This window comes from Rhodococcus sp. P4_E4 (assembly GCF_056401575.1).
In genome coordinates this window covers 124,582-138,947 of record NZ_JBFUJB010000003.1, presented here as the reverse complement: position 1 = coordinate 138,947, position 14,366 = coordinate 124,582, and the positions used below count along the sequence as shown (strand labels likewise).

Below are 14,366 nucleotides of genomic sequence, written 5' to 3'. Positions count from 1 at the left end.
ACATGTATTAAGTTACCGACGAGTAATAAACTTCGGGCGGTACTAGGAGTGCTGGACCGCACCACCTCACTGGGAGAAGCAGAAGACATGGGCCATTACAAGAGCAACGTTCGGGACCTGGAGTTCAACCTCTTCGAGGTTCTCGGACTGGAGAAGCCACTGAGCGAAGGCGCTTGGGGCGACCTGGATGCCGACACTGTCCGCAACATGCTGGCAGAGGTCGCACGCCTGGCCGAGGGACCGCTTGGCGAATCTTTCGCCGACGCGGACCGCAACCCCCCTGTCTTCGATCCCGAGACGCACACCGTTGCACTTCCGGAATCCTTCAAGAAGTCGTTCAAGGCTCTGTGGGATGCCGAGTGGTACCGCATGGGACTGAGCGAAGAGGTCGGCGGCGTGCCGGTTCCCCGCTCCGTCGTGTGGGCCATCGGTGAGCTGATCCTGGGCGCACAGCCTGCAGCGCACATGTACCAGGCCGGACCCGCTTTCGCGGACGTGCTGTTCAACAACGGCACCGAAGAGCAGAAGAAGTGGGCAGCCACCATCGTCGAACGCGGATGGGGCGCCACGATGGTCCTCACCGAGCCCGACGCCGGCTCCGACGTCGGTGCCGGACGCACCAAGGCGATCAAGCAGGACGACGGCTCGTGGCACATCGAGGGCGTCAAGCGCTTCATCACCTCGGCCGACTCGGACGACCTGTTCGAGAACATCTTCCACCTCGTTCTCGCTCGCCCCGAAGGCGCCGGACCCGGCACCAAGGGCCTGAGCCTGTTCTTCGTCCCGAAGACGCACTTCAACTTCGAGACCGAAGAGTTCGGCGAGCGTAACGGCGTCTTCGTCACCAACGTCGAACACAAGATGGGCCTGAAGGTCTCCGCCACATGTGAGGTCACCTTCGGCGGCCACGGCATCCCCGCACAGGGCTGGCTGGTCGGCGAGGTCCACAACGGCATCGCCCAGATGTTCGACGTCATCGAGCACGCTCGAATGATGGTCGGCACCAAGGCAATCGCCACCCTCTCCACCGGTTACCTCAACGCTCTCGATTACGCCAAGCAGCGTGTTCAGGGTGCTGACCTGACCCAGATGACCAACAAGGCAGCGCCGCGCGTGACCATCACGCACCACCCCGACGTGCGTCGCAGCCTGGCAATGCAGAAGGCATACGCCGAAGGCCTGCGCGCGGTGTACCTCTACACCGCAGCACACCAGGACGAGGTTGTCGCCCAGCTCGTCTCGGGCGCAGACAAGGACACCGCGTTCCGCGTCAACGACCTGCTGCTCCCGATCGTCAAGGGCGTCGGCTCCGAGCGTGCGTACCAGTACCTGACGGACAGCCTGCAGACCCTCGGTGGCTCCGGCTTCCTGCAGGACTACCCGATCGAGCAGTACATCCGCGATTCCAAGATCGACTCGCTGTACGAAGGCACCACGGCCATCCAGGCTCAGGACTTCTTCTTCCGCAAGATCGCTCGTGACCGCGGCGTCGCGCTCGCTCACGTTGCCGGACAGATCAAGACCTTCATCGACAGCGAAGCCGGCAACGGTCGCCTGAAGGCGGAGCGCGCACTGCTCGCCACCGCACTCGAAGACGTCCAGGCCATGGCTGCCACGCTCACCGGCTTCCTCATGGGAGCTCAGGAGCAGCCCACCGAGCTGTACAAGGTCGGCCTCGGCTCCGTCCGCTTCCTGATGTCCGTCGGCGACCTGCTCATCGGCTGGCAGCTCCTCCGCCAGTCCGAGATCGCTCTCGCGGCACTCGACAACGGCGCTTCCGACAAGGACAAGGGCTTCTACGAGGGCAAGGTCGCCATCGCGTCCTTCTTCACCAAGAACGTCCTGCCCGAGCTCACCGCTTCACGCGAGATCATCGCGAACACCGAGAACGACATCATGGAGATCGACGAAGCAGCATTCTGATTCGTTCCTGATTTATGAAAAGTGCCGGTCCCGAGAATGTTTCGGGACCGGCATTTTCATGCTCGACAGTCAATGCAATCTGTGGTCATCTGCGCTCGACGGTCGGGCAACTGATCTGTGCGGACAGTACGGACGTCGTCGGTTGTTCGCCGGGCCGTGCCGCCGTTCCTACCAGGGAAAGCGCCACGCGCCTGCGGTCCGGAGAACTGACTATTTCGATGGAATTGTCGACGCCGCCGCCGAAGGACACGAACTGTCCGCTCTGATCCGAGAACATCATCGTCGCCCCGGACTGACCTGGTTCCGGGTTTTCGTTCACGTAGACCTGCAACTGGAAATCACGCCCCGGATATTCGCCGCCGCCGTCGTACTCGTAGAAGGAACTCGTGTGCACCTCGTAGGCCCACTGGCGGTGACCGGCGGGCAGCGAATCCGCCCAGTTGTGCTCGAAACACGTGACGGATCCGGGCAGCGAGACATTGGCTGCGCCGCTCCACCCACCGGACAGGGTGATGGCTCCGTATGGCGCTGCTTCGGACTCGTGCCGATCGGAAGGCAAGGGCGGAACGGTCACGGGTCCGACATTGCGCCCGGTGAACTCGAAAAGCCTCTCGCTCGACACGAACGGGGGCGACTCGCGCTCACCGGCACAGGAGACAACTGACAGGGCGGCCATGACCAGTAACGCGCACATACCGCGTCTACGAACCGGCACCTCGACACCCCCTGTCCGTTTCAAACAGAATACATACCGTTCGGTCTCCAAGTTACCGATCGTGTCCGACACATCCCATTCGTGGGACCGCTCACCCGCTACCGATGTGATTGGGTGAGCACGAACGTCCACTGAACCAGCACTCGGTTCTTTCGAAGGCCGAGTAGATCAACAGACAGGTGATCATCGTGGTCGCACCAGAGCACGCACAACTCGATTACGCCCCTGAACTGGCATTGACCGCCACGGACTTGGCGCTCGACGGCCCATGGGGGCCGGTGTTCGGACCCGTCAATCTCGAGATTCGTGCGGGCGGTGTGACCATCCTCGAAGGCTCGGCCGGTTCAGGACGTACGTCCTTACTTCTGACACTCAGCGGACGAATGAAAGCCAGTTCCGGATCACTGTCCGTCTTCGGTCGAACGCGTCCCCGAGAGATCTTCGAGATCGCCGGGGTCGCCGGGTTCGAGGACATCGACGAGCTTGCCGAGTCCGTCACCGTCCGAGATCTGATCACCGAACAAATTCGCTGGGATGCGCCCTGGTACAAGCTCATCGGACGTGCCGGAGACCGCGAACTCGAAGCGGTGTGCGCTCCCGTCTTCGGCGATCATCCGCTGCCTGCGCTCGGCCGGTACGTCAGCGATCTCGGGGAACTCGAGGCGACCCTGCTGCGTATCGCCGTCGCGAACACGAAGAAGCCGGCCCTGCTCGTCGTCGACGATCTCGAACAGGTGCGGCGCGACTCCGAACGCGCGTACCTCGTCGAGCGACTCGTCGAGATGGGGAGCTACCAGACCATCATCGCGTCGACCGTCAACCCGCTGCCCGACGGATCACCCATCGATGCCGTCGCCCTGCTCCAAGAAGTCACCAATCCCGACCAAGAAGGGGCGAGGTAACCGCGATGCTCGCTGGAATGTCTCTCGGAACCGAACTCAAGCGGTTCTCCCGCGGCGCGATGCCCAGGATCGCACTCGTCACCATCATCTTGATGCCACTGCTGTACGGCGCAATGTACCTGTGGGCCTTCTGGAATCCGTTCGGTGAGGTCAACAAGGTCCCCGTCGCACTGGTCAACACCGACCGCGGTGCGATGGTGCAGGGTCAAGAGCTCAAGGCGGGCGACGAAGTCAGCAAAGCACTTCTCGATTCCGGTGAGCTCGATCTCCACCTGGTCTCACAGCAGGAAGCCGCTCAGGGAGTCTCGGACGGCACGTACTACTTCTCTCTCACCTTGCCTGAGAATTTCAGCGAGGCCGTGGCCTCCCCGACGACCAAGGACCCTCACAAAGCTCAGTTGCAGTTCACCTTCAACGACGTCAACAACTACCTCGGCACCATCATCGGCCAAAACGCCGCCCAGCAGGTCCTCAGTCAAGTCAGCGACAAGATCGGCGCGCAGTCCGTCGAGACGGTCCTGGTCGGATTGACCGACGCGGGTGCAGGTTTGAAGCAGGCCGCCGACGGAGCACTCCAGCTCTCGGCCGGAGTGAACACTGCCAACGCCGGAGCCGGCGAATTGGCGTCGGGCTCGAAAACTCTGGCAGACAACATGGTTACCGCACGTGACGGTGCAGCCACTCTTGCCGGCGGTACAGCGCAACTCTCGACCGGAATCAACACCGCCACGGACGGTGTCCTCGCACTGACCGACGGTTTGGGGCAACTCGATCTCGGAGCCGTCCAACTGGGCGACGGCGCAAGCCAACTCAGCGGTGGCGTCACTCAGGTCGTCGACCAACTGAGCGTCCTCGGGAACACACAAGCAGACGTCGCACAGCTGGTCGGGCAGGCAGTGGCCAGCCTTCGGCTGAACCCGGATCCTGTCAGCCAACAGATCGCCAATGCCCTCGCGCCTGCCCAGGACATGCTGCGCACTCAGGGTTTCGGTGAAGCGACCATGGGCCAACTAGGCGAACTCAAGAGCGGTGCACAACAACTCGCTTACCAACTCGACGATCCGTCGAGCACCTTCCGAGCCGGGCTGAATGCCGCGGCCAACGGCGGCGGTGAACTCCGCAACGGCCTGGTGCAGCTGCGTGACGGCGGTCAGCAAGTCAACGACGGCGCTCAAACCCTCAGCAGTGGACTGGTTCAACTCACCGACGGCAGCGTCCAACTCTCCGATGGTGCAGCCAAACTCGCCGACGGCACCGAGCAACTCCGTGCCGGGTCTGCCGAACTCGCGACCAAACTCACCGAGGGCGCCGGTCAGGTTCCCAGTTGGACCGATCAGCAGCGAACCGCAACCGCTCAAACCCTCTCCAGCCCGGTCGAACTACAGGAGACCTACGAAAACCGGGCAAGTACCTTCGGTACCGGTTTTGCTCCGTTCTTCCTGCCCCTCGCGCTGTTCGTGGGCGGCATCATCACCTGGATGCTGCTCAAGCCGCTCCAGAACCGGCCCATCGCAAACGGACTCGGCGCGCTGCGAGTGGTCCTCGCCTCGTACTGGCCGGCATTGCTCATCGGCATCTGCCAGGTGATCGTGATGTACCTGGTCGTGCACTTCGCCGTCGGCCTGCATCCCACACACGCCCTCGGCACCGTCGGATTCCTGATGCTCATCACTGCCACGTATATGGCGTTGATCCAGGCATTCAACGCCATCTTCGGAGTATCCGTCGGACGCGTCATCACCCTGGCGTTCCTGATGCTGCAACTGGTTTCGGCCGGCGGCATCTATCCCGTCGAAACCACCGCGAAACCGTTCCAGATCATCCACCCCTTCGACCCGATGACCTACGCGGTGAACGGGCTACGACAACTCACCGTCGGCGGTATCGACTCGAGACTGTGGGTCTCGATCGCCGTCCTCGGCGGCCTTCTCGTCGCCTCACTCGGGGCCAGTTCACTTGCTGCACGCCGAAATCGGCAATGGACCATGGACAGGCTGCATCCGCCGATCGAAGTCTAGGTCAGGGTCTCCGGCCAAGGCTCCACGGTCAGCGCAGGCCATTCCCTGCGCCACCGTGCCGCCTTGGCCTCGTAAACCTCTCTCGGCGCCAGCACCGGGTTGGGGCGGACGATCATGTCGAAAAGATCGTCGTATCCATGCGGGGCATACACGTCCACAGTGCCGCCCGCAGACTTGGTGATCCCGAAACAGCAAGTTGTGGAAGCGAAGTGGTCGATAGCGTCGCGGCAACTGGTGAACGGAACGCCGGGAATCCCGAAATGCTGCTCGTACCACAGGTGCACGCGGGCTTCGTTGCGCACTTCGACATCGGCATCCACATCGGCGAACAGTTCTGCCGCCGAACGAATCACACCGTCCTCCGCGTCGTAGCTCAGATCGCCGGCGTCGAAATAGAAGAGGTCGTAGTCCTTGATTCCGGCGCCGAGGTCACGGCCGTCGATGTGATTCCAGACGGTTTGGAAGAGCCCACCCGCCGTCAAGTACCACTCCGGCAATCCCAGCTTCGGCGCCCGATCCACGATCGTTGCGACCACTGGATTGGCCAGGGCGATCTCGAGAAATCGTTCACGCATGCTCTTCAGCCTCTCATATGACAAGTAAACTTGACATCATGTGACAAGTATTCTTTACTTTTCCTATGACTGGAAAGGCCGGCGACAACAACGTGCGGGAGCACCGACGCCTCGCCGGCCTCACCCAGGCGCAACTGGCCACGGCAGGTCAGGTGAGCAGACAGAGCATCGTCTCCGTCGAACGCGGCGACTACGCACCGAGTGTCTACCTGGCACTTCGCCTGGCACTGGCACTGGGGACCACCGTCGAAGCGCTCTTCCCCTTACCCGAATCGGCACTCACCGCAGAAATTCCAGAGGAGACGGCATGAGCACCATGATGAAGGCAATGCGGTTCGTCGGAGATCTGGACGACGACTTCTACAAGGACGAGCGTCAGCGCGACGTCTGGAACGAAGCCTCGGCCGTGGGGTTCCAATTCGCCTACTGGATCACGTTGATCGCAGCGGCAATTCTGCCGTGGGTTGCCGGACGCACCGGCGCATGGATTTCAGTGGGACTGATCATCGGATGGTTTATCTGCTCGATGGTGGTGCTGCGGTATGCGCAGGCTCACGACGTCGACGCCTACACAAGCATGAAGGGTCTGCCGCCCCGAGTACTCATGGCTGGGTCCGTCTATCTGATCGCATTGATCGGCGTCGTCGCCCAACTCGTAGCTCGACCGGGCGACGGAATCTCGACTTGGGCCGGCGCTGGAGTCGGTGCACTCGTCGGCGTCACAGCCGCCGCCCTGGGCGTAAAGCGCCACCAGCAGCGCGCCAAGCGACGCGAAGCGGCCGAAGAACTTCTCTGAATTCCGGAAGTCTGCCCAGCACAACGGAATCCATAGAGTTGGTAAAATCGTGCCGGGTCCTCCGATCGCGAGTAACGTCGAAACGGTGAGCACTCGCCTCGGATACCAGATGCCCAACTTCAGCTACGGCGGTCCGGTCAAGGACCTCTTCCCCACCGTCATAGCGCAGGCCCGCGAAGCCGAAGCCGCAGGCTTCGACACTGCATTCGTGATGGATCACTTCTACCAACTCCCCGGAATCGGAGCGCCGGACGCCCCGATGCTCGAGGCCTACTCCGCGCTCTCCGCGCTGGCGACGGCCACCGAGACCATCCAGTTGTCTGCACTGGTCACGGGAAACACCTACCGCAATCCGCCCATGCTCGCCAAGACCGTCACCACCCTCGACGTGGTGAGCGGCGGTCGGGCCATCCTGGGAATCGGCGCCGGTTGGTTCGAGCTCGAACACAATTCGTTCGGATACGAGTTCGGAACGTTCACCGAGCGCTTCCAGAAGCTCGACGAAGCACTGCAGATCATCGCGCCGATGCTCCGCGGTGAGCGCCCCACCTTCGACGGCAAGTGGTACCACGTCAAGGACGCCATCAACGAGCCTCGCGTCCGCGACGACCTGCCGATCCTGCTCGGCGGCGGCGGTGAGAAGAAGACGTTCGGCCTCGCCGCTCGCTTCGCGGATCACCTCAACATCATCTGCGACCCCTCGGAACTGCCGCGCAAGATGGAAGCACTTGCGGCACGCTGCGACGAAGCCGGTCGCGATCCCGCAACCCTCGAGACCAGCTTCCTCACGTTCATGATGATCGACGAGGACGGCGACAAGGCTCGCGCGCATCAGCGAACGTTTCTCGCGGAGCGTGGCCTCGACATCACCACGGCGCCGGAAGACGTGGTCGCCAAGGCCACCGAACGCCATTTCGTCGGCAGCCCGGACGACGTCGCCGAGCAGGTTCAGACGCGCATCCTCGACCACGGCATCGACGGCGTCGTGATCAACCTGATCACCAACGGCGAAGAGCCAGGCATCGTCGACCTCGCGGGCCGCACCCTCGGCCCACTCGTCGGCAAGTAGTTCCCTACTCGCACTTCACGATCGGCACCGGGTCGTACTTGACGGTCCGGGTGTTCGAGGAAATCTCGGCGCCACTCGCGTGGTCGGTGATCACGCGGGTGTCGCTGACCGTGAATCCGGGCGCACCGCTCGAAGCCACACAACCAGGCCCCTCCGGCAACGTCACGGTGTTCGGCGACGTCGGCGACGTACGCGGGCCGGTCGTCGAAGCGACATCGACGGTTTTGGTTCCCCAGATCCGAACGGTGATGTTCGACGACGTCGCAATCGTCTCGATCATCACGCCGGTCTTCGCCGGATTACGGAACTGCAAGTCGATCGCTCCATCGAAGATGGTCGCCTCACGCGCTTCGGGGTACCGCGAGATGTAGTAACTGTGCTCGGTGTGCGCAACGTCGTCCATGCCTGCGAAATACGTCGCGTTGTAGAGCGTCGTCGCGAGCTGGCTGATACCGCCGCCGACAGCCTTGTCCGGGCGACCATTGTTGATGATCCCCGACTCGACGTATCCCTGAGCCGCACCGCGCGGGCCCGTGTACTCGTTGAGCGAGAACGTATCCCCTGGCTTGATCACGGCCCCGTCGATCTCCGATGCGGCCAGGCCGATATTCACTCCAGACGCGTATTCGAAACCACCGGTGGTGAATTCGCCGATCACCTCGTTGATGCCGAGGGCATCCGCGGCTTCGGTGGTCAACGCCGGCGGGACGGGTCCGTACACGGCGGGTGTTGCCCGAGAAGCCGTGCTGCCCAGCAGAACCGGAAGTTCCTTGACCGTGTCCGGCCAGTTGATCAGATCACCGACAACACCCGGCACAACCGACGGCTTACCACCGGCGAAGGTGAACGACGCGTCCTTGGGTTGTACTTCAGTCGATACCAACTGCGGAGTCAGAATCTTGATCGCAGCATCCGTGTTGTACTGCGGAGTCAGCCCACCCGAGCCGTCAGGGGTGAAGGTCAGAACCTCACCGATCTGGTCGACGCCGAGCGTCGCAACCTTGCCGTCACGGCCGTTGACCACGACATCACCCGAGGCAGCCGGAATGGCAATCTCCTGCAGTGCGCGATCGACACCGGCCTGAGTGACCGTCACCGGCACCTCGTCGACCGGAAGATCGACGACGCCACCGTCAGACCACTCCGCGGCGAACGTTGCGCCCGCCTGCTGCGTTTCGAGAGCCTGGCCGGCGGCAGGTGAAACACCCGTCGCCTTCCCACTCTCGAACACGACTGCGCCTTCGACGGGCGCACGATCGCTGTTCGCCGCAAGTTGCGACATCGAGGCATCCAACGCACCCTGGTCGACCGTCGACACCACGGGCACCTCGCGGGAGCCGAAGAACGACGTGATGCGGGTGATCGGGTTGATCGGCTGAGCGTTCACGCCCGAGAGCGTCGCCGACCAGTCGACGTCCACACCCGCAGATGCGGGAACGATCTCGGAATCGACGCCGCCGGCATGTACCGCTACCGGTTCGACGAGCCTTGGGCCGAGTTCGGCGCGCAGCGTGGCCTCTGCGTCGGCAGGCGTGAGATCACCGATGTCCACCCCGGCGACCTGGGTGCCGCGTGGTGTCTTCCCCGACGACGTGAAGATGTCCACTCCGTAGGCAATCACTGCGACGGCAAAGATGGCGCCGACTGCTATCGCCGGTTTGACCCACTTACGGGAAGACTCCGGAGCGGGCGCTTCTGGCTGTTGTTGAGGTGCTGGTGCTGCAACTGCCTCTGGTTCGCGGACAACAGGCTCGTACTGCTGCTGGATGGGTTCGAATTGCTGGGTGTCGTACTGCTGCACGAACTCGGGACGCGGCGGCTTCGGGGGAACCACCACTGCCGGGGGCTCGAACTGCTCTGTCTGCTCGTCGATGGTTTCTGTCGCCGGAGCCGAGTCGACTACTTCCGTCGGCGGTGCGTCCTCCGCTGGGACGACGGGGATGACGGTGGTGACCTCGTTTGCCGATTCGTCGATGGCCGGTTCGACGATTGTGGGCTCGACGATTGTCGGCTCGTCTACTGCTTCGTCGACTGTCGCTTCTGTGGAATCGATTGCTTCTTCGTCGACAGGCCTTGGTGCTTCGGCTGGTTCAGGTTCTACTGATTCAGCCTCGACAACCGCCTCGGTGTCCTCAGGGGTCTTGGGTTCCTCGACCGACTCGGTCTCTTCGACCGCCTGAGGTTCCTCGACCGACTCGGTCTCTTCGACCGCCTGAGGTTCCTCGACCGACTCGGTCTCTTCGACCGCCTGAGGTTCCTCGACCGACTCGAGTTCCTGTTCCGGGAGGGACGAGTCCTCGCTGTTCGTCTTCTCGACGGACGGACCCTCTTCGTCACTCACCTGTTGGCTCCTCGCTGCATCAACCGTCGCTGCGGCGCTCACCGACAACTCAATACAGGATATCCGGACATACGAGAGCCCCGCGCTGCTGCCAGGTCGGGGGTCAGGCAGCAACACGGGGCTGTCATGAATATCGGTAGCTATTCTGCAGCGTTACACGCCTGCGCGAAAAAGTTTGCAAAGAGTTCGGGGATCCGGCCACCCCTCGTGGCCGGATCCCCGATTACGCATCCCCTCGCGACGATCACTGCAGGTGAGCGCAGTTTTCAGTCGCGTGGGGAGATTGTGGAGCGGTTACCGCTCGATGATCGCCGTGACACCCTGGCCACCGGCCGCACAGATCGAGATCAGACCGCGGCCCGAACCCTTCTCCGCGAGCATCTTTGCGAGGGAAGCCACAATACGTCCGCCGGTTGCCGCGAACGGGTGACCTGCAGCCAAGGACGATCCGTTGACATTGAGCTTGCTTCGGTCGATCGATCCCAACGCGCCGTCGAGGCCGAGGCGTTCCTTGCAGTACTCGTCGGACTCGAAGGCCTGCAGGGTTGCCAGAACCACCGAAGCGAAGGCTTCGTGGATCTCGTAGTAATCGAAGTCCTGCAAGGTCAGACCGTTGCGGGCCAGCAAACGCGGAATCGCGTACGTGGGAGCCATGAGCAACCCGTCTTTGCCGTGGACGTAGTCGACGGCAGCGGTTTCGGAATCGACGAGGTGCGCCAGAACCGGAAGATTGCGCTCGGCTGCCCACTCGTCGGTGGAGAGGAGGACTGCAGAAGCGCCGTCGGTGAGCGGCGTCGAGTTGCCTGCCGTCATCGTCGCGTCGCCGAGCTTGGTACCGAAGACAGGCTTGAGCGTCGACAGCTTCTCGACGGTCGAACCGGGACGGAGGTTGTCGTCGCGGGTCAGGCCGAGGAACGGGGTGACGAGGTCGTCGAAGAAACCGCGGTCGTAGGCAGCCGCCATGTTCTTGTGGCTGGCAGCGGCAAGTTCGTCCTGGTCCTCGCGCTTGATGCCGAATTCCTTGGCGGTGATCGCAGCGTGGTCACCCATCGACTTGCCGGTGCGAGGCTCGCCGTTGCGTGGAATTTCGAGGCCGAGCATGCCCGCACGCACGTTGCCGAGCAGCTTGATGCGGTCGCCCGTGGACTTCGCACGGTTGAGGGAAAGCAGGAACTCGCGCGCCTGATCGTTGACGCCGATCGGGGCGTCGGACGTGGTGTCCGTGCCGCCGCCGATGCCCGAATCGATGCGGCCGGCTGAAATGGCGTCGCCGACGGCGATGATCGACTGCAGTCCCGTGCCACACGCCTGCTGAAGGTCGTACGCCGACGTGTACGGGCTCAGCGCGCTGCCGAGAACGGACTCGCGAATGAGATTGAAATCACGGCTGTGCTTGAGCACCGCACCGCCGACGACCATGCCGAGCTTCTCGCCCTGCAGATTGAATCGGCTCACCAGACCGTCGAGCGTCGCAGTGAACATGTCCTGGTTGGACGCCTGTGCGTACGCCTTGTCCGAGCGTGCGAACGGAATGCGATTTCCGCCGACGATCGCAACCGGACGGCGCTGACCTGCGGACTTCGCAGCGGCTGCGGCCGGTGCGGTGCGCGGTGCGGCGGGCTTTGCGTTTGAACGGGCTTTGCTTGTCACTTGCGTCTCCAAGGATGGTGCGATTACCTGTTGAAGACTATTCTTACTCAGTAGTAAGTTACTTGTCTATCGCCGCATTCTTCCGATTGCCCGGTGAGAGACAACCCGAAACACAACAGAAGGTAGGACCGTGGCAGCCAGCAAGGGAGCTCCCGACCTCTATTCACAGTTCCTCTCGTCCGCCCCCGGCGCATTCATCGCGTCGAAGGCCGGCCTGCCCAGGCCCGAGAACCTGCGTCGCTACAAAGCAGGGGAACCCGCACTCGCCGGACCTGTCCTCATCGGCGGCAAGGGTCGGCTCGCAGAACCACTTCGCGTACTGCTCTCCGACTACCCGGCCGCTCAGGCACACGACAGCAGCTTCGGCGGACTCGTGTTCGACGCCACCGGAATCACTCAGGTCAGCGAGCTCGAGCAGCTGTTCGAGTTCTTCCAGCCCGTGATCCGCAACCTCGCACCGTCGGCTCGCGTCGTCGTTCTCGGCACGACGCCGGAAGAAACGTCGAGCGTCGACGAGCATGTCGCGCAGCGCGCGCTCGAAGGCTTCACCCGCAGCGTCGGCAAGGAGATCAAGCGCGGCTCCACCGCTCAGCTGGTCTACGTCTCCCCCAAGGCGTCCACCGGACTGTCCGGCGTGGAATCGACTCTGCGCTTTCTCCTTTCGGCAAAGTCCGCCTTCGTCGACGGCCAGGTCATCGTCGTCGGCGCTGAAGATTCCGTCGCGCCCGCAAGCTGGGACAAGCCGCTCGAAGGCAAGGTTGCCGTCGTCACCGGCGCAGCCCGCGGTATCGGCGCCACCATCGCCGAGGTCCTGGCACGCGACGGCGCACACGTGGTCTGCGCTGACATCCCGGCCGCCGGCGAAGCACTGTCCGAGACCGCAAACAAGGTCGGCGGCACGTCCCTCGCCCTCGACGTCACGGCGGCCGACGCAGCCGAGGTCCTCGCAGCTCACCTCCTCGAGCGTCACGGCGGAGCCGACATCATCGTCCACAACGCCGGCATCACCCGCGACAAGACCCTCGCCAACATGGACGAGGGCCGCTGGAACATGGTCATGAACGTCAATCTTCTTGCACCGCAGAAGATCACCGAGCACCTCGTCGAGAAGGGCGCCCTCAAGGAAGGCGGCCGCGTCGTCGACGTCTCCTCCATCGCCGGCATCGCGGGCAACCGCGGCCAGACCAACTACGGCACCTCCAAGGCCGGCGTCATCGGCCTCGTACACGCCGAAGCTCCCGTCCTGGCGAAGAAGAACATCACCATCAACGCCGTCGCACCGGGCTTCATCGAGACCGCCATGACCGCAGCCATCCCCTTCGCCACCCGAGAAGCCGGCCGCCGCATGAGCTCGCTCCTGCAGGGCGGCGAGACCGTCGACGTCGCCGAGACCGTCGCATACTTCGCCAGCCCGGCCTCCAATGCCGTTACGGGACAGGTCGTTCGCGTCTGCGGCCAGAGCCTCCTGGGCGCATGATGGCAACAAAGACCGTCGCGCTCACCGAGCAGCCGAAGACCATCGACATCTACTCCCGGGCGGTACTGGGATTGTTGCCGTGGAACAAGTCCAACTCGCGCTCGGTGCCACAGCAGACCTTCACCCTCACCGGACTGACGGTCGACACCGACAATCTGGCGGCGTACTGCCGCGTGACCGGACTGCGATTCGGCGACACTCTGCCGATCACGTATCCCTTCACCTTGGCCTTCCCGACCGTGATGAAGCTGATGGTGTCGAAGGACTTCCCCTTCGCCGCCGTCGGCTCCGTTCACGCCGAGAACGTCATCGAATCGCTGCGGCCCATCTCCGTCAGCGAACCGCTTGACCTCTCGGTGCATGCCGAGAACCTGCGTGAGCACCGCAAGGGCCTGCTGATCGACGTGATCACCGAAATTCGGGTGGGACGGGAACTGGTCTGGCGACAGACCTCGAGCTTCCTGAACCAGCAGAAGACCTCCCTGTCCGGCCAGCCAGGTCCGGAGCCCAAGGCCGACGAGGTCCCGCCGATGCCGATGAGCACCATCCGCGTCGACCAGACCACGATCAGCAAGTACGCCGCCGTCTCCGGCGACCGCAATCCGATTCACGTCTCGTCTCTGGGCGCCAAGGCTTTCGGTTTCCCGAAGACCATTGCTCACGGAATGTGGAGTGCCGCGGCAGTTCTGCGGACCGTCGAGGGGTCCGTCGCGGACAAGGTCACCTACAGCGTGCGTTTCGGCAAGCCGATTCTGCTACCGGCGACGCTGAATGCCTACGCTGATCGCACCGACGACGGCTGGGATCTGTCGCTGCGTCACCCGAAGAAGGGTTACCCGCACGTCACTGCGACGCTGCGCTGACCTAAGTTTTGTCGGGTTTCGACCCACCTCAATTGAG

At 63.1% G+C, this 14,366-nt stretch carries 12 protein-coding genes; 8 read left to right on the top strand and 4 right to left on the bottom strand.

Features of this window, described 5'->3' with window-relative positions:
* Positions 1 to 87: 87 nt before the first annotated feature.
* Complete coding sequence (locus AC1DVN_RS05015; protein WP_020906438.1) at positions 88 to 1,923, top strand: acyl-CoA dehydrogenase; 1,836 nt, start codon at positions 88 to 90, stop codon at positions 1,921 to 1,923.
* Positions 1,924 to 2,008: 85 nt separating this feature from the next.
* Here the strand turns inward: AC1DVN_RS05015 and AC1DVN_RS05010 are convergent, their stop codons facing one another.
* Complete coding sequence (locus AC1DVN_RS05010; RefSeq protein WP_223257928.1) at positions 2,009 to 2,638, bottom strand: hypothetical protein; 630 nt, start codon at positions 2,636 to 2,638, stop codon at positions 2,009 to 2,011.
* Between the two features lie 179 nt (positions 2,639 to 2,817).
* Here AC1DVN_RS05010 and AC1DVN_RS05005 point away from each other — a divergent pair, with 179 nt between their 5' ends.
* Together AC1DVN_RS05005 and AC1DVN_RS05000 are read left to right on the top strand one after the other, a co-directional pair.
* The gene (locus tag AC1DVN_RS05005; RefSeq protein ID WP_019747147.1) at positions 2,818 to 3,540 is read left to right on the top strand and encodes an ATP-binding cassette domain-containing protein; all 723 of its coding nucleotides are present in this window, start codon (positions 2,818 to 2,820) and stop codon (positions 3,538 to 3,540) included.
* 5 nt (positions 3,541 to 3,545) lie between these two features.
* A complete protein-coding gene (locus AC1DVN_RS05000) occupies positions 3,546 to 5,558 on the top strand; it encodes a YhgE/Pip family protein (protein WP_477993584.1) in 2,013 nt (670 codons plus the stop codon).
* Here AC1DVN_RS05000 and AC1DVN_RS04995 read toward each other — a convergent pair.
* On the bottom strand, positions 5,555 to 6,133 hold the full coding sequence (locus AC1DVN_RS04995; RefSeq protein ID WP_477993582.1) for a nucleotidyltransferase family protein: 579 nt from the start codon (positions 6,131 to 6,133) through the stop codon (positions 5,555 to 5,557). The two genes, AC1DVN_RS05000 and AC1DVN_RS04995, sit on opposite strands and share 4 nt — an antisense overlap.
* Before the next feature lie 65 nt (positions 6,134 to 6,198).
* Here AC1DVN_RS04995 and AC1DVN_RS04990 point away from each other — a divergent pair, with 65 nt between their 5' ends.
* The 3 genes from AC1DVN_RS04990 to AC1DVN_RS04980 all read left to right on the top strand — a co-directional run bounded on the left by AC1DVN_RS04990 (position 6,199) and on the right by AC1DVN_RS04980 (position 7,998).
* On the top strand, positions 6,199 to 6,444 hold the full coding sequence (locus AC1DVN_RS04990) for a helix-turn-helix transcriptional regulator (protein ID WP_019747144.1): 246 nt from the start codon (positions 6,199 to 6,201) through the stop codon (positions 6,442 to 6,444).
* Entirely contained in the window at positions 6,441 to 6,929 is a 489-nt protein-coding gene (locus tag AC1DVN_RS04985; RefSeq protein ID WP_477993580.1) for a hypothetical protein, read from the top strand. The genes AC1DVN_RS04990 and AC1DVN_RS04985 overlap by 4 nt, the downstream gene beginning before the upstream one ends.
* An 85-nt stretch (positions 6,930 to 7,014) precedes the next feature.
* The gene (locus AC1DVN_RS04980) at positions 7,015 to 7,998 is read left to right on the top strand and encodes an LLM class F420-dependent oxidoreductase (RefSeq protein WP_024487540.1); all 984 of its coding nucleotides are present in this window, start codon (positions 7,015 to 7,017) and stop codon (positions 7,996 to 7,998) included.
* Positions 7,999 to 8,002: 4 nt separating this feature from the next.
* Here AC1DVN_RS04980 and AC1DVN_RS04975 read toward each other — a convergent pair whose 3' ends face one another.
* Both AC1DVN_RS04975 and AC1DVN_RS04970 read right to left on the bottom strand, forming a co-directional pair.
* Positions 8,003 to 10,339, bottom strand: a complete 2,337-nt coding sequence (locus tag AC1DVN_RS04975; RefSeq protein ID WP_477993577.1) for a VanW family protein — start codon at positions 10,337 to 10,339, stop codon at positions 8,003 to 8,005.
* 294 nt (positions 10,340 to 10,633) lie between these two features.
* Positions 10,634 to 11,989, bottom strand: a complete 1,356-nt coding sequence (locus tag AC1DVN_RS04970; protein WP_019747140.1) for an acetyl-CoA C-acetyltransferase — start codon at positions 11,987 to 11,989, stop codon at positions 10,634 to 10,636.
* A gap of 130 nt (positions 11,990 to 12,119) precedes the next feature.
* On the opposite strand from AC1DVN_RS04970, the gene AC1DVN_RS04965 reads away from it, so the two are divergent.
* Both AC1DVN_RS04965 and AC1DVN_RS04960 read left to right on the top strand, forming a co-directional pair.
* Positions 12,120 to 13,466 carry a 3-oxoacyl-ACP reductase gene (locus AC1DVN_RS04965; protein ID WP_003945596.1) on the top strand — a complete coding sequence of 449 codons (1,347 nt, stop codon included), beginning with the start codon at positions 12,120 to 12,122 and terminating at the stop codon, positions 13,464 to 13,466.
* Positions 13,466 to 14,329 carry a MaoC/PaaZ C-terminal domain-containing protein gene (locus AC1DVN_RS04960; protein WP_021343063.1) on the top strand — a complete coding sequence of 288 codons (864 nt, stop codon included), beginning with the start codon at positions 13,466 to 13,468 and terminating at the stop codon, positions 14,327 to 14,329. The genes AC1DVN_RS04965 and AC1DVN_RS04960 overlap by 1 nt, the downstream gene beginning before the upstream one ends.
* Positions 14,330 to 14,366: the final 37 nt, after the last annotated feature.